The sequence below is a fragment of the Alkaliphilus crotonatoxidans genome (assembly GCF_054658015.1).
The window spans coordinates 1,003,205-1,024,568 of the sequence record NZ_BAAHXS010000006.1 but is presented as its reverse complement, the minus strand read 5'-3'; the positions used below and the strand labels follow the sequence as shown (position 1 = coordinate 1,024,568).

The following is a 21,364-nucleotide window of genomic DNA, read 5'->3' as shown; positions in this document are numbered from 1 at the left end:
CATGCTTATTAAGCTAAATAACCAATTTGATATAATAAAGGTGATTAAAAGATGAAAAAAAATATTTGGCTTTTTGTATTTTTAATACTTACTTTCCTGATTTTACTAACAAGATGCAGCGGGCTGAAGCTTTCAAACGACAACATTGAAATACCTTCCCTGGAAATACCGCCGGTTCCTCAAAAGTCTGTAGAATTAGTAAATCTTTACTTTGGGAATGCTGGGAATGAATACCTGATAAAGGAACAAAGAGCTGTAGAAAGGTCCATTGAATCTAGGGAAGAGGTGGTCTTAAGGGAGCTGATCAAGGGTCCCCGTGACTATATACTATCACCCACCATTCCTCAGCAAACAAGGCTGTATTCGGTAACCACTGTGGAGGGGGCGTGTTATGTCAATTTTTCCAAGGAGTTTGTGACCAATTTCCAAGGAGATCAGAGGCAAGAGATTACTGCCGTGTATTCTATTATAAATTCCTTAACGGAATTGAACCACATTAATAAAGTACAAATATTGGTTGAAGGCGAGCGCCTGGAGCTATATCAGGAGCTGCTGTCTTTAAAGGAGCCCTATACTCGAAACGAAAAACTGTTGACGGGCCCCTTTCCAAGTGTTATTGAGGTAGTTAAGGAATATTTCGCTTACATTGAAAGGGAAGAATATCGATACGCTTTTAATCAAATTTATCGACCTGGCGATTATAACCTGGACTATGCCTTGTTTTTTAGATATTTAAGGGAAAATAAAAGTAATACGGCAAAGCTCCAAATTGTCAGCTACAGCATTACAGCCGCTGATAAACAAAGTGGTACGATTACATTGGACTATATCGAAACCCTTGATGATGGTACCAGTATTCAGCATGATGGAGTGGAATTTCGATATCAAAATGACTTGGGTGAATGGAAGCTCATCTTTACAGAGTTTTAATATCGTGTAAAATCTGGAAGGTATATATCTTCTCTATTCAAGCAAAATAATATTGCAGAGGGCTTCAGAGGACGAGAACTCAGGGTTAGTACTTGCTTAGATGCAGCAGGATATTACAAGAGTTCCTCAGGGGCTCTCTGCTTGCGCTTAATTGTAACAGACATTTGACAAGTGAAAGCCTTACTTGTATCATAAAAAGAAAAGGTAATCGGGAGCGATTTTTAGTGAAGGAACAGGTAGAAAAGCTAAAGGCAAGGGGCTATAAAATAACGAATCAGAGAAGGGCAATACTGGCTGTTTTCATAGAGGAAGAAAGGCACTTATTAACTGCGGCTGAGGTTTATGAGGCGGTAACGCAAAAAGAAACGTCAATGAATTTTTCAACTGTTTATCGAAATTTGGAGGTGCTGACCGAGGCGGCCATTATTAAACGTCATAATTTAGATAATGGCATAAATTACTATGAATTAGAAACCAATGAGCATCACCATCACTTAATCTGTTTGGGCTGTGGCCAGACCAAAACAATTTTCAGTGTCCCATTGAGCTATTGAAGGAACGAATCGAGGCTGAGGATGGCTTTATCGCCGTAGAACACAAACTGGAAATTTATGGGTATTGCAAGGGCTGTAAGTCTAATCAATCAAGCTAGTACTAATTGATAACAGTAAACATCATTTAAGGCATAATCAAAAATAGATTATGCCTAATTCATTAATAAATAAAAATAGATACTACCCCGAGGGTAATATCTATTTTATATTATTCTTTTGTAGTGGATCTTTCACGGAATAAGAAACTAATGCAATAGGCTCCGGCCAGACCCACAAGGGAATAGACAATTCGGCTTAGAAGAGATTCTTGCCCTCCAAACAGGGCTGCCACAAGATCATATTGAAATAATCCTATTAAGCCCCAGTTTAAAGCACCCACAATAACTAAAATAAGAGCTAATCTATCCATTTTTTCAACTCCTTTAATTGAATATATAGTCAAATATAGTATGGCATCATTTAATCAAATTCATACCATTAAAAACCTAAAAAAATAGTAACGGAATAGAAAAGCCGGCGGGTGGAACAATGAGGGTAGATTACCTTGATTGGAGGAAATGTTGTGATTGATTCAAAGAACTTAAAGCTAATCGTTAACGAAGCATCTATAAAAAGAAGGCTGCGATTTCAAGGAGGCCTCATTACTAAAACCAGATTAATGGGTGTAATTGCATTAAAGCTCCATTGGTTAAGGAGTAGTCAAGAGCACTATGTACAATGGTTTTTATTAGATGCCGAAGAGCATGGTATTTATGACTACCTTAGTATACATACATTAGATATTGATCAGACAGACAAATATACAGAACAATTTTTGGGAGCTTTAGGAGGAGAAAGGATTCCAATCACTCAAAAAGATGCTTTTTTTCTAATACAGCAATTTTCTACCTATAACAAAAAATTTAAAAAAATAATGCCTAAGGCTTCGGAATACAGATTTATTTTAGATTATAAAATTCCTCGTATCGAAGGAATGGAAGACAGGATAATGGGTTATATATCTGAAAAGGTGGACGATCCAATACAGCTCATCAATCTGTTTATGATGAGGCTGGTGGCCAGGGATCACTTGGGCATTCATTATTTACTTTCAAATCACAATTTAAGACCCATACCATCACTGGGCTTTGGCAGTGGAGGAACCCTGTTGAAGAATGTTATTAAGCCTGCGATGCTTTCCGGTGTCTTTCGGTGTGAATCAATTATCGAAATTCGGGGTCAGTATTATTTAGTTTTCTCTACCCACGAGGTGATTAGGGAAAACGGAGAATTTAGAATAAAAAGCTTCAGGCAGCGAAACAAGGTTAAAAAACTTAATCCCGAAGCAGTGGCTTATGCCATACAGTATCCTGAAACCTTACAAATCTATCGAACCAATGTAACCGACAGCACCATCATCGAAGGACTGATCAAACACCTGAACAATTCATTAAGATATGAATTTAATCAAGGGACAATGGTGGTTGAATTCCATGAGCGAAATCAGCATACCTATGAAGAAGTGTATTATCTGGGAAGAGACATAAAGGGAATCTATTTCCTAAATCACTTTCAACAGTTGATTTTGTGCAGCTACCGGCCCCAGGAGGAAAAAAGGAATCAACAGCTGATGGATAAGCCGGATTTTAAAGGTCAGGTGGAAAGAATATTTAAGCATCAGGCTCCTGGGTCAATTATTTATGAATATGCGGAAGGAGAGACCATGGACTTTTTTGAATATCTAGAAGAGCTTAAATAGCCTTAAATTGTAGGATTTTGCAATGAGTAAAGAGCATAGCCCTGTATAATATTTAGATATTTGGTTAAAATAACCTCCATAGAGTATAAGGAGGTTATAGCCATGAGAAGAAGGCGAAGCGGCCCATATATTGCAGCTTTTTTTGCAATCTGGTTGATTTTTGGTCTGGTGGGCTTCATATTTGGTTACTATATTGGTCCCCTCAGAGTTGGAGAAAACCCTCAAGTAACGGAGCTTGATGATAACAATCGGCAACAGGAGGAAAATAGCAAGCTTGGCTTGACAGAGCTTCCCGAAAACCCTGAAGATTTGGATGAACCCGTTGCCAGTCATAAAATATCGATTGGAGAAGATACAAAAATAATATATCGCACTCATTTTACTCAATGTCAAACAATACGAGATGACGTAACGGCCCCGGATGAAAAGATGATTGGATTAAAGGAACAGGATTTTAAGGCGCTGGTGGCCCTGGATTTATCTGATTGGCAGGTGGTTCGTTTTTCTGGCGATGAAGTCATATTATTTCAAGCAAAGGATCAAATTTGTCCCAATCATTACCTTGTTTCCCACCAGGACGGCTATATAGCCATTTATCAATTTGATGAGGCTGGAGTTAGACATTTAGTTGAAAAAACTTCTATTCCAATTGCTGTCTTACCGAAGGTGGATCAGGACAAACTGAGCCGTGGTATTTTATTAAAAACCCAGGAAGAGGTTAATCAGCTCCTAGAGGATTATAGCTCTTAACCTATGATATCAATCTTAAAGCCCTCACATTTTTATGTGGGGGCTTTTTGGGCCCTATTCTTCACTTGATTTCAAGATAATTTTAATCAGTTCGACCTTAGTTTTACATTTCCTTCTACAGATTTTTTATAAATAATAAAAAATAAGAAGGGGACATTGTAAATGACGGAGAATATTATAATGTCATTTCTTTTTTAGGAGGGAGGAAAACAATGAAGTTTATCAGCTATCATATAGACAATCAAAAAGCTATTGGAATTATCAATGCAGAGGGCACCAAGGTGTATGACCTTAATCAGCTGGGGCTGCCTGAACATTTTGAAGATATGAATGGTTTTATAAGCCGAACTGAAGAAAATGAAATATTTCGATTGAAGGAGCTTTACCAAAATAACTTTGAGGGCTATTCGGGAAAGCTCCTTAGAGAGGTTCAAATTCAGGCCCCCATTTCGCAGCCGGTTCACGATATTCTTTGTCTAGGACTAAATTATAAGGAGCATGTACAGGAAACCGCCAAGGGATTTAATCAAAAAATAGAGCTGCCAAAGTATCCTGTTTACTTTTCCAAAAGAGTTCATCGAGCCATAGGGCCCCATGAAAGAATCAATGGAAATGAAGCCGTGACAACCATGCTGGACTATGAGGTGGAACTGGCTGTGGTAATTGGTAAGGAGGGAATCAATATTCCTAAAGAAGAAGTCGAAAATTATATTTTTGGCTATACCATTATGAACGATCTTTCGGCAAGGGATCTGCAGCAAAGGCACATGCAATGGTTTCGAGGAAAAAGCCTAGACAGCTTCACAGCCTTAGGCCCCTGTATTGTCCATAAAAGTCAACTGCCTCTGCCCTTAGAGCTTAAGGTAATAAGCAAAATTAACGGTGAAATAAGACAGCAGGGCAATACGTCGGATTTCATTTTTGATATTCCAACCATCATAGAGGATTTATCCCGGGGAATGACCTTAAAGCCCGGTGATATCATCGCCACCGGTACCCCCTCTGGTGTAGGCATGGGCTTTAACCCGCCACGATTTATGAAGCCTGGAGATGTGGTGGAATGTGAAATAGAAGGAATCGGAACCCTTAAAAATACAGTTGCAGCATGGTAATAATTTAAATCCCACGCTGGGAAGACTGTTTGGAAGGAAATTATATTAAATCATAATAAAGATAATAGAAGCCGCAGGAGGTCAGTATGATTATATTAGGAATAGACCCAGGAATTGCGATTATGGGCATTGGAATTATTCATTATGAGGGAAATCGCTTTAAGGTCATTCATTATGACGCCATTAAAACCTCCAATGATATTACGACAGATCAGCGATTAGAAGCAATATTTGTTCAGTTAAGCAGTTTGATTGAAACCTATCGGCCCCAGGCAGTTGCCATTGAGGAGCTATTTTTTAATACCAATGCCAAAACGGCCATTTTAGTAGGTCAAGCCAGGGGTGTAGCCTTACTTTCGGCGGCCTTAAAGCAGATCCCTGTTTATGAATACACGCCCCTTCAGGTTAAGCAGGGGGTGGTGGGATATGGCAGGGCAGACAAAAGTCAGGTTCAGCAAATGATTAAAGCACTGCTGAATTTAGAAAAGGTCCCAAAGCCCGATGATGTGGCCGATGCCTTGGCAGTGGCGGTTTGTCATGCCCATTCGGGTAATTTCCGGAACCTGTTTCGTTTAAAGTAAAATAACGGAGGGATTGCACTTGTTTGAATATATAAAGGGGATTGTTGCAGATATCCTATTAGATAAAATAATTGTAGAGGTGAATGGAATCGGCTATCGAATTAACAGCACCATGAATAGTGCAGCCCAGGCCAGGAAGGGCGAAGCCCTCACCATCTATACCTATTTAGCGGTAAAGGAAGATGAAATCAGTCTTTACGGCTTTGTAACAAAGGAAGAGCTGGAGCTTTTTAAACATCTGATTTCAGTATCTAAAATTGGCCCCAAGGTAGCTACGGGAATTTTATCCACCTATACGCCCCAACGGTTGGTGGGTTTTATTGGAGGTAATGATTTTCAAGCCATTTCCAAGGCCCCGGGGGTAGGTAAAAAGACAGCAGAGAGAATTGTACTGGAATTAAAGGATAAGGTGAAGCATTTCTCGGTGGAAAGGGAAGAAAACGATATTTTAGAACCAGAGGCGTCGAGCAATCAAGAGGTTATAGATGCCCTCATGGCCCTAGGCTATCACCGCACAGAAGCTGAAAAGGCATTGCTGGCCGTAGGACAGGAAAATGGAAAGACAGAAGAAATTATTAAAAACGCATTAAAATGGTTGGTTAAATAGAAAAGAGGGAATACTATGTTTAGTGAAGCTGAAGATCGAATTGTCACCAGTCATTTCAGGGAAGAGGACCTGGACCTTGATGGTGGACTAAGACCTAAAAAGCTGGAGGATTACATCGGGCAGGAAAGCGTGAAGGAACGTTTGAAAATTTATATTGAAGCCGCCAAGGGTAGGCACGAGGCCTTGGATCATGTACTGTTATATGGCCCTCCCGGACTGGGAAAAACCACCCTGTCCAATATTATAGCCAATGAGATGAATGTCAATATTAGAATAACCTCTGGCCCTGCCATTGAAAGGCCCGGAGACCTGGCAGCAATTCTAACAAATTTATCAGAGAATGATGTGCTCTTTATCGATGAAATCCATCGTTTAAACCGTACCGTAGAGGAAATACTGTATCCTGCCATGGAGGATTATGCCCTGGATATCATCATAGGAAAGGGCCCCAGTGCCCGTTCAATCAGGTTGGATTTGTCTAAATTCACCCTAATTGGGGCCACTACCCGGGCGGGGCTGTTAACCTCTCCCCTCAGGGATCGCTTTGGGGTAATTTGTAAGCTGGCCCTTTACAATACAGAGCAATTAACAGACATTGTGATTCGGTCAGCCAGAATATTGAATGTAGAAATTGATCAGGAAGGGGCGGTTGAAATTGCCACCCGTTCCAGGGGAACTCCAAGAATTGCTAATCGTCTTTTGAAGCGGGTTAGAGACTATGCCCAGGTAAGGGCCCAGGGGAAAATTGATCGCCATGTGGCCTGCCTGGCCTTAGAGATGATGGAAATCGACGGCCTTGGACTAGATGGGGTAGATAAAAAAATGATTACGACCATGATAGAAAATTTTGGCGGCGGCCCTGTAGGAATCGATACCCTGGCTGCCTCCACCGGGGAAGAAAAAAACACAATAGAAGATGTCTATGAGCCGTATCTGCTGCAATTAGGTTTTATTAACCGAACTCCCCGGGGAAGGATGGTAACAGAAAAGGCCTATCGGCATTTTAATATACCGCTTAAGGAGTAGGTGAAAAAATGAATTCAATGGGCAGATTATTAATGATGGGAGGAATTATCCTCATAATAGTAGGGGGAATCGTCACCTTGGCAGGAAGATTAGGGTTGGGCAGGCTTCCCGGAGACATTCTGTTGAAAAGGGGCAATGTAACCTTTTATTTTCCCATAGTGACCAGTATCCTCATCAGTCTGCTTTTAACCTTAATATTGAATTTAATTTTTAGAAGGTAATCATCAAGACCAAAAGCCTTTCAATCAATGATAATAAGCTTCTTTTTATTCCAGGAAGCAAGGGTATTACATGAGTGTTCATAGGCCCCCTGAATAAAAAGGAGCTTTTTCTTTTGCCATAAAGGTTTTAGTAAAAGAGATTATTGCAGGAAAAAAGCCTTTTCTGTCGAATTGTAATGAAGTTGATACCCATTGATAGTAGGAGTGAAGCCAAAATGAAAGGAACGAAGCTAAAAAAATATGCAATATTATTAATTGGTCTGTTCATTGTAAGCTTATGCCCTTCCTTTGCAGACCAGTCCATGGCTCTGCCGGAAAAAGTGGAAATTGGCTTATATTTTAGAGCATCGGCAAAATCGACTGTAATGGTTAAAGCCCAAAATGGCTTTGAAATCAAAAAGCACCAGGGAAATAATACAGTTAATCTAACTGATTTTCCCAATATTTCAGGTCTTATCCTGAGGAAGGATGCTTATTATCTAGGTAATAAAGGAAACTATGTGGAATATACCGGCCCCATTCAGGAGCAGGTATCTCAGATGACTCTCCAGGGCCCTTATCGGCTCCAGCTAGGTAATGGGTTTAGTAATCTATCCTCGGCTGAGGCCTTTATTAAAGACCTTCAATTGACTGATCAGGTTTATTTGGCCTATGAAGGCGGATGGCAGGTATATTATGGCCTGTTGGTCAGCGAGGAGGCGGCCCTGGAAAAGTCGTCAGAAATTAGGGAAATGGCCAAAATAGAGACAACCGTGGTTTATCCTTCTGATACCAGGGTTCAGGTGATGGATTTGAACGGCAAACCAATTTTTAGTTTTGATTCCAGTGAAAATATTTATTTTGGGCCCATTGAGGAAAAGGGAACGACGTCCCTCGTGGAAATTGAGGGAAGTCAATTCCGTGGAGAGGTTACGGCCAAAAGAAGCAGCAGCAGCGATATGGCTGTGGTGAACAGGCTTTCTTTAGAGGAATATCTATACGGTGTGGTTCCCAGGGAAATGCCGGCCTCCTGGCCCCTAGAAGCCCTAAAGGCCCAGGCTGTGGCCGCCAGGGGTTATGCCATTACCATAATGGGAAAGTATCGGGAGGATGGCTTTGATCTCTGCAATACCGTAAGCTCCCAGGTATACGGGGGCTATGATGTTGAGCAGTCAAGCACCAATCGAGCTGTTGACGAAACAAAGTCAATGATTTTAACCTATAATGGAGAGCCTATTCCCCCCTATTATCATTCCAATAGCGGCGGGCAGACTGAAGACAGCGAAAATGTATGGAGCACAGTGCTGCCCTATATTAGAGGTGTAAAGGACCCTTTTTCAGAGGGAACCCCCAATTCCACCTGGTCTGTTCAGCTAACCTTACCAGAGCTTCAAGCTGCCATGGCAAAGAACAATATGGATGTGGGTGAAATAAAAAATATACGAATTACGGAGGTTTCCCCCAATGGCAGGGTTTTAAGCCTGGTTGTGGAAGGTACGAAGGGGAAGGAAACCTTGAAAAAGGAAGCCAGCCGAAGTGTCTTTGGCCTTAGAAGCACCTGGTTCCAAGTGATGCTCCAAGGAGAAGGAACGATTTATGTCAAGTCAAAGGATCAAGAAGCCCCTGGAGTCATTTCCCCCCATCAGCTACATGTAATTTCTGCTGAGGGCTCCAAGGAATTAAAAAATCCAGCTAATATACAGATTTATAATGGGGAAAGCTATAAAGGAATTGATTCCAACCCCGAAGCCGTTCTCATTGAGGGAAAGGGCTATGGTCACGGCCTGGGAATGAGCCAGCATGGTGCCAAGGCGATGGCAGAGAAAAATTACAACTTTAAAGATATATTGACCCATTATTATACAGATGTAAAGGTGGAATTACGTTAATGAAAACAACAGATTTTGATTTTTATCTTCCAGAAGAGCTGATTGCCCAAACACCTCTGGAAAAACGAGATGAATCACGATTGATGATATTAGACAAGAATACGGGAGCCATTACCCATAGCTATTTTTATGAAATCATTAAGTATATGAACGAAGGAGACTGCTTGGTTTTAAACAATACCCGGGTTCTGCCGGCCAGATTGCTGGGGGAAAGGGAAGGCACCGGTGGTCGGGTGGAATTTTTACTGCTCAAGCGAATGGAGCTAAATTGCTGGGAGGTTTTGGTGAAGCCTGGTAAAAGAGCAAGGGTAGGTTCAATCATAAGCTTTGGAAATGGCTTATTAAGGGCAGAGGTCATGGACATTACGGAAGAAGGTTCAAGGATTGTAAAGTTTTATTATGAGGGAGCCTTTGAGGCTGTGTTGGATCAACTGGGGGAGATGCCGCTTCCGCCCTATATTACGGTTCCCTTAAGGGATCGAGAGCGTTATCAAACGGTTTATTCAAAGTATCAAGGCTCAGCCGCAGCTCCCACTGCAGGCCTGCACTTTACAGAGGAGCTCCTGGCAGCAATAAAGGCTAAGGGAATTAAGATTGCCTATATTACCCTTCATGTAGGGTTAGGCACTTTTCGGCCTGTTAAGGTGGAAAACCTACTGGAGCATAAAATGCATAGTGAGTTTTACCAGATTGATGTAGAAAACGAAAAAATTATTAATGATACCAAGCTAAGGGACGGCAAGGTGATTGCCGTTGGCACGACCTGCTGCCGAACCCTGGAATCAGCCGCTGTCGAGGGCGGCCTGGTGAAGGCAGGCAGTGGCTGGACTGAGATTTTTATCTATCCTGGTTATCAATTTAAGGTAATCGATCACCTAATTACAAATTTCCATTTACCCCAGTCTACCTTAATTATGCTGGTGTCGGCCCTGGCCGGAAAGGAAAGGGTAATGAAGGCATATCAGGTTGCAGTTGAGGAAGGCTATCGGTTCTTTAGCTTTGGTGATGCAATGTTCATAAAATAGAAAGGTGATAAAACTATGGCAATAAAATATGAGCTGATTAAAGAGTGTAAGCAAAGTGGGGCTAGGCTTGGAAAAATCTCTACTCCCCATGGGGAAATTGAAACCCCAATTTTCATGCCCGTTGGAACCCAGGCCACCGTCAAGGCCATGACCCCTGAAGAGCTTAAGGAGATTAAATCTCAGATTATTTTGGGTAATACCTATCATTTATATCTTAGACCGGGTCATGAATTAATCAAAAAGGCTGGAGGACTCCATTCCTTTATGAACTGGGATAAACCGATTCTTACCGATAGTGGAGGCTTTCAGGTTTTTAGCCTTGGGCCCCTCCGAAAAATTTCTGAGGAAGGGGTAGAATTTAGATCCCATCTGGACGGATCAAAGCACTTCATTAGCCCAGAAAAGGCTGTTGAAATTCAAAATGCCCTGGGCTCAGATATTATGATGGCATTTGATGAATGTCCTCCTTATCCTGCAGATCGAGAATACGTTAAACAATCATTGGAAAGAACTACCCGATGGGCTAAACGATGTCTGGATGCCCACAAAAATCCCCATAGTCAAGGCTTATTTGGGATTATACAGGGAGGTATGTACGAGGATCTTAGAAGACAAAGTGCAGCTGAGCTGTTGGAGCTTGACCTGCCGGGCTATGCAGTGGGGGGCCTTAGTGTAGGAGAACCAAAACCATTAATGTATGAGGTTTTAGAATATACAACACCCCTTATGCCCAAAAATAAGCCAAGATATTTGATGGGAGTAGGCAGTCCCGATGCTTTAATAGAGGGCAGTATAAGGGGAATCGACATGTTTGATTGCGTACTACCTACCAGAATAGGGCGAAACGGAACAGCTATGACAAGCCGGGGGAAGGTAGTCATTAAAAATGCCGTCCATACGGAATCATTTGAGCCCCTGGATGCCAACTGTGATTGCTATACCTGTAAAACCTACAGTCGAGCTTATTTAAGACACCTTTTCAAGGCCAATGAAATCCTGGGCCTTAGGCTGTTAACCTATCATAATCTATACTTCCTGTTGAAGCTGATGGAACAGATCAGACAGGCCATCCGGGAAGACCGATTGTTGGATTTTAGACGGGAGTTCTTTAATCAATATGGATATGACTTAAATTCTTAAAAATTAATTAATAAAAAGGAAATATGTCATTTTTGTTGAATATAGAGTTGAATATTAAACCTGTAAAGGAGGTGAAGGAGCTTGAACGCACAACAATTATCAAGCTTGATATTACCAATCGGTTTTATCGTAATTTTCTACATATTTGTCATCAGACCGCAACAGAAAAAGGAAAAGAAAGTTAGAGAAATGAGAAACAATCTAAAGGTTGGTGATCATGTTGTTACCATAGGAGGAATTTATGGTAAGGTGGTTAAAATTAAGGAAGACAGCATGACACTGGAGGTTGGAGCCGATAAAACCAAATTAGTAGTAGCAAAATGGGCTATTGGAAACCTTGCATCAGAGGAGGAATAGTCCATCACTTAAGGCTTCGTGTAGAAGCCCTAATCCTATGTCTTCAATTATATCGTCCTAAAGGGACGGTATTGGAAATAGGATTAGGGCTTTTTTTATAATCAAGAGGGCCTTTTTGCAGTCAATCAGTCATTCAAATGGTATAAAACCAAAACTGTCGCATATTATTTCAATAAAAGCGCAGTGGAGGTGCTATTATGAAGGGTGGTAAAAAAAATGTCGTAAAGAACAGTGGTCCTTTTAACCTTTTCACCTATGGCAGAGGTCTGGTGCGGGGCTATGTGTTATCTTTGCTTTTATTTTTACTCTTTGGTATTATCATCACTTATACAATGGCAGGGGAAGGGTTAATCCCCCTGGTAACCACAATTGTTATGATTTTAGGGGTGGTTTATGGAGCCATTTATACCGTAGCCCATATTGGTACCAAGGGTTGGCTTCATGGGGCCTTAATTGGCTTGGTGTTCATGTTGCTGTTGGTCATTCTAAGCAAAATGTTTCTTACGGAATATACCCTTGACCGTTATGTGGGTTATCGGCTGCTTATCAGCATAGCAGCCGGCAGTGTCGGCGGAATGATTGGGATAAATATAAAATAATGGCTTTTTGTAGGCCTGTTTATGTGTTATAATTTTATAGGAAATTATAGCGAAAGGGGAAACCGATATGAAGCACATCAAAGTACTAAGTGGTGCAACACTGGCTAATAGTGCTGCCAAGGGCGGTTGTGGAGAATGTCAAACCTCCTGCCAGTCAGCATGCAAAACCTCCTGCACCGTGGCAAACCAAGAATGTGAAAATAAGTAATCTTATTAAAAGATACATAGAGGAAAGCCAGCAGTAGTAACGGAAACTGCTGGTTTTTCTTGATTGTTTTGCCTATATTTTATAAAATGGTTATGATAATGTTTCATAATGGAAGGAGCACATTTTAAATGATACACAAATTTAGCCAGGGGAATAAAAATATTGTTCTTGATGTAAACAGCGGAGCAGTCCATGTGGTAGATAGATTGGTCTATCGAATCCTTGACTTTTATCCCCAACAGCCAGAGGAAAAGATTGTTGATGCCCTCAAAGATGAATATGAATCGCGAGAAATCACAGAGGCTTTAGAAGAAATTAAGGAATTACAGCAAAATGGTTTATTATTTACTGAAGAACGTTATCTAAACCATGAAAGCTTTAAGAATAAAAGACCTGTTGTCAAGGCCCTTTGCTTACACATCGCCCACGATTGCAACATCAGATGTAAGTACTGCTTTGCCTCCCAGGGTGATTTCAAGGGTCAAAGGAGCCTCATGGGCCTTGAGGTAGGTAAAAAAGCCATTGACTTTTTGCTGGAAAGCTCGGGCTCCCGTAGAAACTTGGAGGTAGACTTTTTTGGCGGAGAACCCCTAATGAACTTTGAAGTGGTTAAGGAAATTGTAGCCTATGGCAGGGAGCGGGAAAGGGTCTATAACAAAAATATCAGATTCACAATGACCACCAATGGTATGCTGTTAAATGAAGAAAATATGGAATTTATTAACGAAGAAATGTATAATGTGGTTCTCAGCATAGATGGCAGAGAAGAAACCAATGACAGAATGCGCTATACTGTCAATGGCAAGGGAACCTATGGGGTGATTTTGCCAAAGCTGTTGAAGATGGCCGAAATGAGAAGGCATCAAAATTATTATGTAAGGGGCACCTTTACAAAACATAATCTTGACTTTTCAAAGGATGTGCTTCATTTAGTGGATTTGGGCTTTAAAAACGTATCGGTAGAGCCGGTGGTGACCCAACCCCATATGGATTATGCCATTCAGAAGGAGGATTTGCCGACTGTATTTAAGCATTATGAGCTTTTGGCAGAGGAATATGTTCATCGTCACCGGGCAGGAAAGCCCTTTTCATTTTTTCATTTCATGATTGATCTACATCAGGGACCCTGTGTTATTAAGCGGATATCAGGCTGTGGAGCAGGTGCGGAATATCTGGCTGTTACCCCCGAAGGTGACCTGTATCCATGCCATCAGTTCGTTGGGAATGATAGCTTTAAAATTGGCAGTGTGATGGATCAATCCTTGGATCAGGGGCTATATTATACCTTTGCAGAGGCCCATGTTTATAACAAGGAAAAATGTAATAGCTGTTGGGCTAAGTTTTATTGCAGCGGAGGCTGTCATGCCAATGCCTATCATTTTAATCATGATATTAATATTCCCTATGACATTGGGTGCGAAATGGAAAAGAAGCGAATAGAATCTGCCCTGATGATTCAAGCGAAGCTTTCAGAGGAGGAAGAAAGATGATAAAGGCCTTTAAGGGAATTAATCCAGAAATTCACGAAACTTGCTTTATCGCGGAAACGGCCGACATAATCGGTCGAGTGACCCTTGGGAAAAACTCTAACATCTGGTATAATGCTGTGCTAAGGGGAGATGACAATGACATTATCGTAGGGGAAAATACCAACATTCAAGACAATTGTGTCGTTCATATTAGCCATATTCACCCTACGGTTATTGGAAATAATGTTACGATTGGCCATGGGGCCATCGTTCATGCCTGTAAAGTTGAAGATAACTGTTTAATCGGTATGGGGGCCATTATCTTAAACGGAGCAGAAATTGGCGCAGAAACAATTATAGGAGCCGGCAGCCTGGTACCCTCCAATAAGAAAATTCCTTCGGGGGTATTGGCCATGGGTTCTCCTGCCAAGGTAATTCGGCCCTTAACCGAAGAGGAAAAAAAGGAGCTTAGGACATCGGCCGATGATTATGTGGCCCTGGCCAGGACATTTAAGGATCAATAGTATGCAAAAGTGGATTTTACTGGAGAAGGATGTTTATTGACTCATAGAACCGTAGCATATATAATTAAACTTATGAAATTAGGTTAGGGGGAAATAATCAATGAAAATAAAAAATCTAATTGTATTTTTGCTGGTCATAGCCATTGTAGGACTGGCAGCCTTTACTGCAATCAATGGCCTTAATATCGGCGGCATTGCAATTAATCCGCTTTTAAGCTCCATTAATCAGGGACTAGACCTTAAAGGCGGGGTATATGTTGTCTATGAAGCCAGAACCGATGCAACTGGTGCCGAGCTTGACAAAATTATCAATCAAACGATTGAAGTATTTAGACTAAGGGTCGACGGCTTTGGGTTAACAGAGCCAATTATTGTTCGTGAAGGAGACAAGCGTATTCGGGTTGAATTACCAGGAGTTGAAAATGCCCAGGAGGCCATCGATTTAATTGGACAGACGGCACAATTACGCTTTATTGCAGGAGACAATGAAGAAGTAGTTTTAACGGGAGCCAATGTAAAAAATGCTGAAGCCGCCTATTCCGAAGGACAGATTGTGGTAAGCCTGGAATTTGACTCTGAAGGGGCCGCAAAATTCGCCGATGCCACCGGAAGAGTAGCTCGAACCAATACTCCCTACATTGCCATTATGCTAGATGAAGAAGCCCTTTCTGTTCCTCAGGTACAGGAACGAATTACCGGAGGCAGGGCCCAAATCAGCGGAAACTTTACCGAAGAATCTGCTTCCCGTCTGGCAGCCCTCATTAGAGCAGGGGGATTACCTGTAGATTTAGATGAGGTTCAAAGCTCAACCATTACCGCAACCCTGGGGGTAAATGCCCTTAATCGAAGTATTCAGGCTGCTCAAATTGGTATTATCTTGGTATTATTGTATATGCTGATTTACTATAGAATTCCTGGTTTGGTGGCCAACATAGCCCTAACCATCTATATATTATTGGTACTTGGTATTTTTGTCGCCTTAAACGCAACCTTAACCTTACCTGGTATCGCTGCCTTGATTTTATCGATAGGTATGGCGGTAGATGCCAATGTCATTATTTTTGAACGTGTCAAGGAGGAGCTGAGGGCTGGAAAAACCATTCGTGCGGCCGTAGATTCAGGCTTTAAGCGGGCCTTTACGGCGATTCTTGACTCCAATGTAACGACCTTAATTGCCGGAATTGTACTTTACCAATTTGGAACGGGAACAATTAAAGGCTTTGCCCTAACGTTAATTATTGGGATTGGAGCCAGTATGTTTACTGCCATAATCATTACAAAGTTCCTGTTAAAGCTGATTGTTGGAATGAATATTACAAAAAGTAGCAAGCTATATGGAGCATAGGGGGGATAGGACATGAAAATTATAGAAAAGCACAAGCTCTGGTTTAGCATATCAGGACTGATTATTGCCCTTGGCCTGATTTTGGGCTTAGTCAGAGGATTAAACGTAGGGATTGATTTTACTGGTGGCTCCATTTTAGAAATTGAGCTGCATCAATTGGTAGAAGTCACTGAGATTCGGGAAATTGTCAATGAATATGATCCCTCTGCCAATGTTAATTTGCTGGGAAATGAAAGGACAACCCTTCAAATTCGGTCGATTATAGACTTTGACAACAAAGAGCGCATGGAAATATTTGGTAAATTCCAAGAAAAATATGATTTGTCTGAAGATGACTTTTTAAGGGCAGAGCAATTTGGCCCTGCCATAGGAAAGGAAATTCAAGGAAAGGCTCTGTTGGCAGTGGTTGTGGCGGTTATTGGAATGTTAATTTATATTAGCTTTCGATTTGAACTGAGGTTTGGCTTGGCAGCGATTATCGCCCTGGCCCATGACGTATTAATTGTGGCCTCTGTCTACTCAATATTAAGAGTACCCGTCAATGGCCCCTTTGTTGCGGCTATTTTAACGATATTAGGGTATTCTATCAATGATACAATTGTTATCTTTGACAGGATTAGAGAAAACCAACGATTTATGAAGAAGAATGACTATACAAAGCTGGCCAATGATAGTATCACCCAGACCGTCAGCCGATCCATTAATACTTCTATTACCACACTGGTAACCATCGTAGCTTTGTATGTACTGGGGGTTGAGCAAATTAGAGAGTTTGCTCTACCCTTAATAGCCGGGGTTATTGCAGGAACCTATTCTTCACTTTTTATTGCCAGCCCGCTATGGGTTATATTTAAGAACAGACAATTGGTTAAAGGAAACAATAGGCCTGTACCCGACACTAAATAAGATTTAAAAAATATGATAATTTAATGATTCAGGTGGTAACAATACATATATATGTATTATTGCCACCTTTTGTATTTGAATTATATGTTCAAGGAGAAAAGTGCTTATGGGTAAAATAGGTACCAGATATCAGAATATTAAACGATATAAAAGAATTGGAGAGGTATTGGTCAAATATGGTTTTGACTTTCTTGCCGAAAAATTATGTGAAAAGGGTTATATACCCAAATTCGTGCTGCGTATCAATCGATCTAATAAACAGTTAACTGAAGGAGAACGAATTAGACTGGCCTGTGAAGAACTAGGACCAACCTTTGTTAAACTGGGTCAGATTATGAGTACCCGAAGTGATATTTTTCCTGAAAATATAATCAGTGAGCTATCGCACCTGCAGGATAATGTAGCACCCTTTCCCTTTGAACAGGCAAAGTACCTGTTAGAAAAGGAGCTGAGGCTTTCAATTGAAGAGGTATTCAGCAGCTTTTCACCTGAACCCATTGCTTCTGCCTCAATCGGACAGGTATATGAAGGAATCCTTCAAACCGGTGAATCTGTCGTGGTTAAGGTACAAAGGCCTGGTATACAACGGATCATTGAATTAGATTTAGATATTTTATTTCATCTGGCCAGGCTGATGGATGAGCATATGGATAATAATAAGCCCTATCAGCTTTATGAAATGGTAGAGGAATTTAGTCGTGGTCTATATAGGGAGCTGGACTATACCTACGAGGCTAGAAATGCAGATCGTTTTTATGAAAATTTTAGAGGAGACCATGGCATTAAAATACCTAAAATCCATTGGGATTACACGACTAAAAAGGTTCTGACCATGGAACGGATTTACGGGGTCAAAATAGTAGATACCCAAACCTTGAGGCAAAAAGGATGGGATTTAAAAAAATTAGCAGATATCGGTACCGAGGCCTTTATGAAGCAAATCTTTATTTTTGGTTTTTTCCATGGAGACCCTCATCCAGGCAACATTTTCGCTGTTAGTGAAAAGCAAATTGGCATCATTGATTTTGGGATTGTGGGCTACCTTGACCGAAATATCATGGCAATGTTAACAGATCTTTTTACGGCGGCTGCCCGCAGGGACGTAGAGAAAATTGTCAGCAGCTTGATGGAAATGGAAGCCCTAAAGCCTGAAACCAATATACGAAGACTTAAGGAGGATATCTCTTTTCTTTTAAATCTATATTATAACTTACCCTTAAAGAAACTAAATATTGGTGAAGCCCTTAAGGAGCTATTGCAAGTAGCCCATAAAAATCAACTGAAGCTGCCGGCTCAGCTAACCCTGCTCTTTAAATCCTTAATTACCCTAGAGGGCAGCGGCAAATATTTAAATCCTGATTTTAGCTTGTCAATGGCCGCCAAGGGCTTTGTTAAAGAAATATACCTATATCGATATCATCCAAAGCAACTGCTGGAGGAATTAAGGGGTTATTCAGAAGAAGTGCTATCCAGCTTTAAATATTTGCCGAAACAGCTCCGGGTAATATTAAAGAAGTTTGAAAATAATGAGCTGAAGGTACAAATGGTACACCGGGGCTTTGAAGAATTACATCATACCATTAATCGGGCGACGAACCGTATTTCCCTTAGTATGATTACTTCAGCCCTGATCATAGGCTCGTCCCTTGTAATTTACAATAATGCAGGCCCCAAAATTGGAGGCATCTCCCTATTTGGTATTGCAGGCTTTTTAATAGCCAGCTTCCTTGGGTTTAGTATTATCATATCAATTTTATTTCAGGGAAGAAATAAAAAATAAAGGGATCAGGGAGCTAATGTAGAATATTATATTTTATATTGGGCAGCTATGGCTGCCTTTGTTGTGCTATAAAATAAAGTTTGGCAGGTGTACAAATGAAACTAAAGCGTTATTGGACCTATAACAGAATAGAGGAAGAGGAAATTGACCTATTGACAAAGGCCTGCGGTGTCTCACCAATTACCGCAAGAATCCTTTTGAATAGAGGAATTAAAGATCAGAATGAGGTCAGGGCTTTTTTACGTTCCTCAATAAATGACCTGCACTCACCTCTTCTATTAAAGGATATGGATCGGACAGTGGAGCGAATTCGGCGGGCAATAGATCATCAAGAGGCCATCTGGATTTATGGGGACTATGATGTAGACGGTGTTTCCAGTGCCGCCCTTCTGGTTCGTTTCTTTAGAAATGTTGGTTATCCGGTGAATTATTACATACCCCATCGTATGGAGGAGGGCTATGGCCTTAATTGTGATGCCCTGGCTGAGATTGCCGCCCAGGGGGGGAATTTAATTATCACAGTAGATTGCGGTATTACTTCAATAAAAGAAGTCGAGCAGGCCAGGGAGCTTAACTTAGATATGATTATAACAGATCACCATGAATGCCAAGGGGAATTGCCCAGGGCCTATGCAGTAGTGAACCCTAAGCGAAGGGACTGTACATACCCCTTTAAGCAGCTTTGTGGTTGTGGGGTGGCCCTGAAGCTGATACAAGCCTTAAGCAGTAAAGAGGACTTTCAGCGGAATTTAAATCAATATTTAGATATTGTGGCCCTGGCCACAGTGGCGGATATTGTGCCGCTATTAAATGAAAATCGTATCTTTGTTAAAAATGGTATTAAGGTTATGCAAAATAGCACTAATCTGGGAATTCAAGCCCTGATAGAGGTATGCGGGTTAAAGGGAAAGGCCGTTAATGCAGGCCATATAGGCTTTATGCTGGCACCTCGATTAAATGCTGCAGGTAGAATTGGCAATGCTAGAAAGGCTGTTACCTTACTAGTGACGGAGGACGAAAGGGAGGCCAGGGAATTGGCAGCCTTTTTAGATGAGGAAAACCGCCTACGCCAGCAGATTGAAATGGAAATTTTCAATATGGCGGTTTCAATGATAGAAAGCGATAGAAGCTATCAACAGGATAAATTTATAGTACTCTACCAAAAAGGCTGGCATCATGGTGTAATCGGTATTGTTGCCTCCCGAATTGTAGAAAAATACTATAAGCCTACGGTTATATTGTCGATAGAGGATGGCGAGGTTAAGGGTTCAGCCCGCAGTATACCAGGAGTTAATCTATTTGAGGCCTTGAACCAATGCAAAGAGCTATTTACAAAGTTTGGCGGACACGAACAGGCAGCAGGCCTTTCTTTAAAGGAGGAAAACATACTTCCCTTTCGTAAAAGAATAAATGAAATTGCCAATCATCTTATGAGTGAAGAAGATCAGATTAAGAAGGTATTCTGTGATGGCGTATTAAGACTGGATGAAATTAATGAGGAGCTATTAGGTGAGCTGGAAACCCTAGAGCCCTATGGAATGGGCAATCCCGGGCCAAAGTTCTATTCAAGGCTTTTAAGGCCCCAATATGTCAATCGAATTGGTGCCGAGGGAAAGCATCTTAAGCTGCAAATGTCGTCGGAAACGGGAGCCCTTGACGCCATAGGCTTTAATTTTGGAGAATATAAGGATGAATTAGTTGCCGGTGGTTTGGCTGATATTGTTTTTACTCCCGAATTAAACGTATTTAACGGAAACAAAAAAATACAGCTTAATTTAAAGGATATAAAGGCCATTGGAATGGGAGCCGAAGCCTGGAACGGGTTTTCCTACTGTTATTACACGAATCTTAGTATTTCGGAGAAGACAATGGCCGGAAACCTTGAAAATATTACCCTTTCCCCCGATTGCATTGTCGATTATAATGAAGAAGTGATTTTAAAGCTGATGGAGAGCCAGGAAGGATTGCTGATATTGGCCAATAGCTATTATAAGGCTTTACAGCTATTAAGCTTAACTGATATAAGAATGGTTAAAAGTCAGCTGAAGTTTCAGTTTTCCTTTGGTTTTACCGTCAAAGGGCCTCGTGAGAAGGAAGTTCACATTATCATTAATCCCAATATTGATAAAATTGATTTTAAAAGATATAATAAAATTATTCTATTAGATCATTTTTTTACAGAATATGATTTTTTGTTGTTTTTTCAAAGGGTTGAACTGAATCAGCTGATTGTATTGTTTGATCCTGAAGCAGCAATACAACAGCAAAGGCAGATCCAGAAGATTGTTCCTAAACGGGAAAACTTGGTGATTTTATATAAATATTTCAGCAGGACTGCCAGTCAAGGACGATACAGCATTCAACAGATATTAGAGGGGCTTAGCCATCAATACCCGGGCGTATTTAATCCTGCCATGATTCAAAATGCCTTTAAGATATTCAGTGAAGGAAAGCTGCTTCTCGTTGAGAAAATCCAGGGATACTATCAAATTAAGCTAAATAAGGTTACCGATAAGGTTGATTTAGAGGCCCTTGATAGCTACAAGAAATTCAATCAGCTTATCCTTGATTTTGAGAATTTAAAAAATAAATTGTACCGATTGTACATGAGGAGGAAATAAATA

Annotated in this window: 22 protein-coding genes; 21 read left to right on the top strand and 1 reads right to left on the bottom strand. The window is 40.9% G+C overall.

Annotated features, from left to right (window positions below):
• The first annotated feature begins 51 nt into the window (after positions 1-51).
• Complete coding sequence (locus tag ACYQ1I_RS16945; protein WP_459767424.1) at positions 52-930, top strand: GerMN domain-containing protein; 879 nt, start codon at positions 52-54, stop codon at positions 928-930.
• Positions 931-1,154: 224 nt separating this feature from the next.
• Positions 1,155-1,484 (top strand): Fur family transcriptional regulator, encoded by a 330-nt coding sequence (locus ACYQ1I_RS16940; RefSeq protein ID WP_459767422.1) that lies wholly within the window; start codon positions 1,155-1,157, stop codon positions 1,482-1,484.
• Positions 1,485-1,692: 208 nt separating this feature from the next.
• Here ACYQ1I_RS16940 and ACYQ1I_RS16935 read toward each other — a convergent pair whose 3' ends face one another.
• Positions 1,693-1,893, bottom strand: coding sequence for a DUF378 domain-containing protein (locus tag ACYQ1I_RS16935; protein ID WP_459767420.1), 201 nt, complete (start codon positions 1,891-1,893; stop codon positions 1,693-1,695).
• Between the two features lie 153 nt (positions 1,894-2,046).
• On the opposite strand from ACYQ1I_RS16935, the gene ACYQ1I_RS16930 reads away from it, so the two are divergent.
• From ACYQ1I_RS16930 to recJ, 19 genes are all read left to right on the top strand, one after another.
• Positions 2,047-3,222, top strand: coding sequence for a hypothetical protein (locus ACYQ1I_RS16930; RefSeq protein ID WP_459767418.1), 1,176 nt, complete (start codon positions 2,047-2,049; stop codon positions 3,220-3,222).
• A 102-nt stretch (positions 3,223-3,324) separates the two neighbouring features.
• Positions 3,325-3,972, top strand: coding sequence for a BofC C-terminal domain-containing protein (locus ACYQ1I_RS16925; protein ID WP_459767416.1), 648 nt, complete (start codon positions 3,325-3,327; stop codon positions 3,970-3,972).
• 212 nt (positions 3,973-4,184) lie between these two features.
• Positions 4,185-5,084, top strand: coding sequence for a fumarylacetoacetate hydrolase family protein (locus ACYQ1I_RS16920; protein ID WP_459767414.1), 900 nt, complete (start codon positions 4,185-4,187; stop codon positions 5,082-5,084).
• Between the two features lie 86 nt (positions 5,085-5,170).
• Positions 5,171-5,665, top strand: a complete 495-nt coding sequence (gene ruvC / locus ACYQ1I_RS16915) for a crossover junction endodeoxyribonuclease RuvC (RefSeq protein ID WP_459767413.1) — start codon at positions 5,171-5,173, stop codon at positions 5,663-5,665.
• A gap of 19 nt (positions 5,666-5,684) precedes the next feature.
• Entirely contained in the window at positions 5,685-6,272 is a 588-nt protein-coding gene (gene ruvA, locus ACYQ1I_RS16910) for a Holliday junction branch migration protein RuvA (protein ID WP_459767411.1), read from the top strand.
• Positions 6,273-6,287: 15 nt separating this feature from the next.
• Positions 6,288-7,298: a Holliday junction branch migration DNA helicase RuvB gene (gene ruvB / locus ACYQ1I_RS16905; RefSeq protein ID WP_459767409.1), complete on the top strand. Its 1,011-nt coding sequence runs from the start codon at positions 6,288-6,290 to the stop codon at positions 7,296-7,298.
• Positions 7,299-7,306: 8 nt separating this feature from the next.
• Entirely contained in the window at positions 7,307-7,519 is a 213-nt protein-coding gene (locus tag ACYQ1I_RS16900; RefSeq protein ID WP_459767407.1) for a DUF2905 domain-containing protein, read from the top strand.
• A 215-nt stretch (positions 7,520-7,734) separates the two neighbouring features.
• Entirely contained in the window at positions 7,735-9,387 is a 1,653-nt protein-coding gene (locus tag ACYQ1I_RS16895; RefSeq protein WP_459767405.1) for a SpoIID/LytB domain-containing protein, read from the top strand.
• Complete coding sequence (queA, locus tag ACYQ1I_RS16890) at positions 9,387-10,412, top strand: tRNA preQ1(34) S-adenosylmethionine ribosyltransferase-isomerase QueA (RefSeq protein ID WP_459767403.1); 1,026 nt, start codon at positions 9,387-9,389, stop codon at positions 10,410-10,412. The genes ACYQ1I_RS16895 and queA overlap by 1 nt, the downstream gene beginning before the upstream one ends.
• Positions 10,413-10,427: 15 nt before the next feature.
• Complete coding sequence (gene tgt, locus ACYQ1I_RS16885; protein WP_459767401.1) at positions 10,428-11,552, top strand: tRNA guanosine(34) transglycosylase Tgt; 1,125 nt, start codon at positions 10,428-10,430, stop codon at positions 11,550-11,552.
• Between the two features lie 81 nt (positions 11,553-11,633).
• Positions 11,634-11,909 carry a preprotein translocase subunit YajC gene (yajC, locus tag ACYQ1I_RS16880; protein ID WP_459767399.1) on the top strand — a complete coding sequence of 92 codons (276 nt, stop codon included), beginning with the start codon at positions 11,634-11,636 and terminating at the stop codon, positions 11,907-11,909.
• Positions 11,910-12,106: 197 nt separating this feature from the next.
• A complete protein-coding gene (locus ACYQ1I_RS16875; RefSeq protein WP_459767397.1) occupies positions 12,107-12,508 on the top strand; it encodes a TIGR04086 family membrane protein in 402 nt (133 codons plus the stop codon).
• A 67-nt stretch (positions 12,509-12,575) separates the two neighbouring features.
• Positions 12,576-12,716, top strand: a complete 141-nt coding sequence (gene scfA / locus ACYQ1I_RS16870; RefSeq protein ID WP_459767395.1) for a six-cysteine ranthipeptide SCIFF — start codon at positions 12,576-12,578, stop codon at positions 12,714-12,716.
• Between the two features lie 128 nt (positions 12,717-12,844).
• Positions 12,845-14,206, top strand: a complete 1,362-nt coding sequence (gene scfB, locus ACYQ1I_RS16865; RefSeq protein ID WP_459767393.1) for a thioether cross-link-forming SCIFF peptide maturase — start codon at positions 12,845-12,847, stop codon at positions 14,204-14,206.
• The gene (locus ACYQ1I_RS16860; protein ID WP_459767391.1) at positions 14,203-14,709 is read left to right on the top strand and encodes a gamma carbonic anhydrase family protein; all 507 of its coding nucleotides are present in this window, start codon (positions 14,203-14,205) and stop codon (positions 14,707-14,709) included. The genes scfB and ACYQ1I_RS16860 overlap by 4 nt, the downstream gene beginning before the upstream one ends.
• A 100-nt stretch (positions 14,710-14,809) precedes the next feature.
• Positions 14,810-16,054: a protein translocase subunit SecD gene (gene secD / locus ACYQ1I_RS16855; RefSeq protein ID WP_459767389.1), complete on the top strand. Its 1,245-nt coding sequence runs from the start codon at positions 14,810-14,812 to the stop codon at positions 16,052-16,054.
• Between the two features lie 12 nt (positions 16,055-16,066).
• Positions 16,067-16,960, top strand: coding sequence for a protein translocase subunit SecF (secF, locus tag ACYQ1I_RS16850; protein ID WP_459767387.1), 894 nt, complete (start codon positions 16,067-16,069; stop codon positions 16,958-16,960).
• Positions 16,961-17,066: 106 nt separating this feature from the next.
• The gene (locus ACYQ1I_RS16845) at positions 17,067-18,740 is read left to right on the top strand and encodes an ABC1 kinase family protein (RefSeq protein WP_459767385.1); all 1,674 of its coding nucleotides are present in this window, start codon (positions 17,067-17,069) and stop codon (positions 18,738-18,740) included.
• Positions 18,741-18,835: 95 nt separating this feature from the next.
• Entirely contained in the window at positions 18,836-21,361 is a 2,526-nt protein-coding gene (gene recJ / locus ACYQ1I_RS16840) for a single-stranded-DNA-specific exonuclease RecJ (RefSeq protein WP_459767383.1), read from the top strand.
• Positions 21,362-21,364: the final 3 nt, after the last annotated feature.

Bases quoted from the DNA above. Each gene is read 5' to 3' on its own strand.
- ACYQ1I_RS16945 (WP_459767424.1), top strand. From the start codon at position 52: ATGAAAAAAAATATTTGGCTTTTTGTATTTTTAATACTTACTTTCCTG.
- ACYQ1I_RS16935 (WP_459767420.1), bottom strand. From the start codon at position 1,893: ATGGATAGATTAGCTCTTATTTTAGTTATTGTGGGTGCTTTAAACTGG.
- ACYQ1I_RS16925 (WP_459767416.1), top strand. From the start codon at position 3,325: ATGAGAAGAAGGCGAAGCGGCCCATATATTGCAGCTTTTTTTGCAATC.
- ACYQ1I_RS16920 (WP_459767414.1), top strand. From the start codon at position 4,185: ATGAAGTTTATCAGCTATCATATAGACAATCAAAAAGCTATTGGAATT.
- ruvC (WP_459767413.1), top strand. From the start codon at position 5,171: ATGATTATATTAGGAATAGACCCAGGAATTGCGATTATGGGCATTGGA.
- ruvB (WP_459767409.1), top strand. From the start codon at position 6,288: ATGTTTAGTGAAGCTGAAGATCGAATTGTCACCAGTCATTTCAGGGAA.
- ACYQ1I_RS16900 (WP_459767407.1), top strand. From the start codon at position 7,307: ATGAATTCAATGGGCAGATTATTAATGATGGGAGGAATTATCCTCATA.
- ACYQ1I_RS16895 (WP_459767405.1), top strand. From the start codon at position 7,735: ATGAAAGGAACGAAGCTAAAAAAATATGCAATATTATTAATTGGTCTG.
- queA (WP_459767403.1), top strand. From the start codon at position 9,387: ATGAAAACAACAGATTTTGATTTTTATCTTCCAGAAGAGCTGATTGCC.
- tgt (WP_459767401.1), top strand. From the start codon at position 10,428: ATGGCAATAAAATATGAGCTGATTAAAGAGTGTAAGCAAAGTGGGGCT.
- ACYQ1I_RS16875 (WP_459767397.1), top strand. From the start codon at position 12,107: ATGAAGGGTGGTAAAAAAAATGTCGTAAAGAACAGTGGTCCTTTTAAC.
- scfA (WP_459767395.1), top strand. From the start codon at position 12,576: ATGAAGCACATCAAAGTACTAAGTGGTGCAACACTGGCTAATAGTGCT.
- scfB (WP_459767393.1), top strand. From the start codon at position 12,845: ATGATACACAAATTTAGCCAGGGGAATAAAAATATTGTTCTTGATGTA.
- ACYQ1I_RS16860 (WP_459767391.1), top strand. From the start codon at position 14,203: ATGATAAAGGCCTTTAAGGGAATTAATCCAGAAATTCACGAAACTTGC.
- secD (WP_459767389.1), top strand. From the start codon at position 14,810: ATGAAAATAAAAAATCTAATTGTATTTTTGCTGGTCATAGCCATTGTA.
- secF (WP_459767387.1), top strand. From the start codon at position 16,067: ATGAAAATTATAGAAAAGCACAAGCTCTGGTTTAGCATATCAGGACTG.
- ACYQ1I_RS16845 (WP_459767385.1), top strand. From the start codon at position 17,067: ATGGGTAAAATAGGTACCAGATATCAGAATATTAAACGATATAAAAGA.
- recJ (WP_459767383.1), top strand. From the start codon at position 18,836: ATGAAACTAAAGCGTTATTGGACCTATAACAGAATAGAGGAAGAGGAA.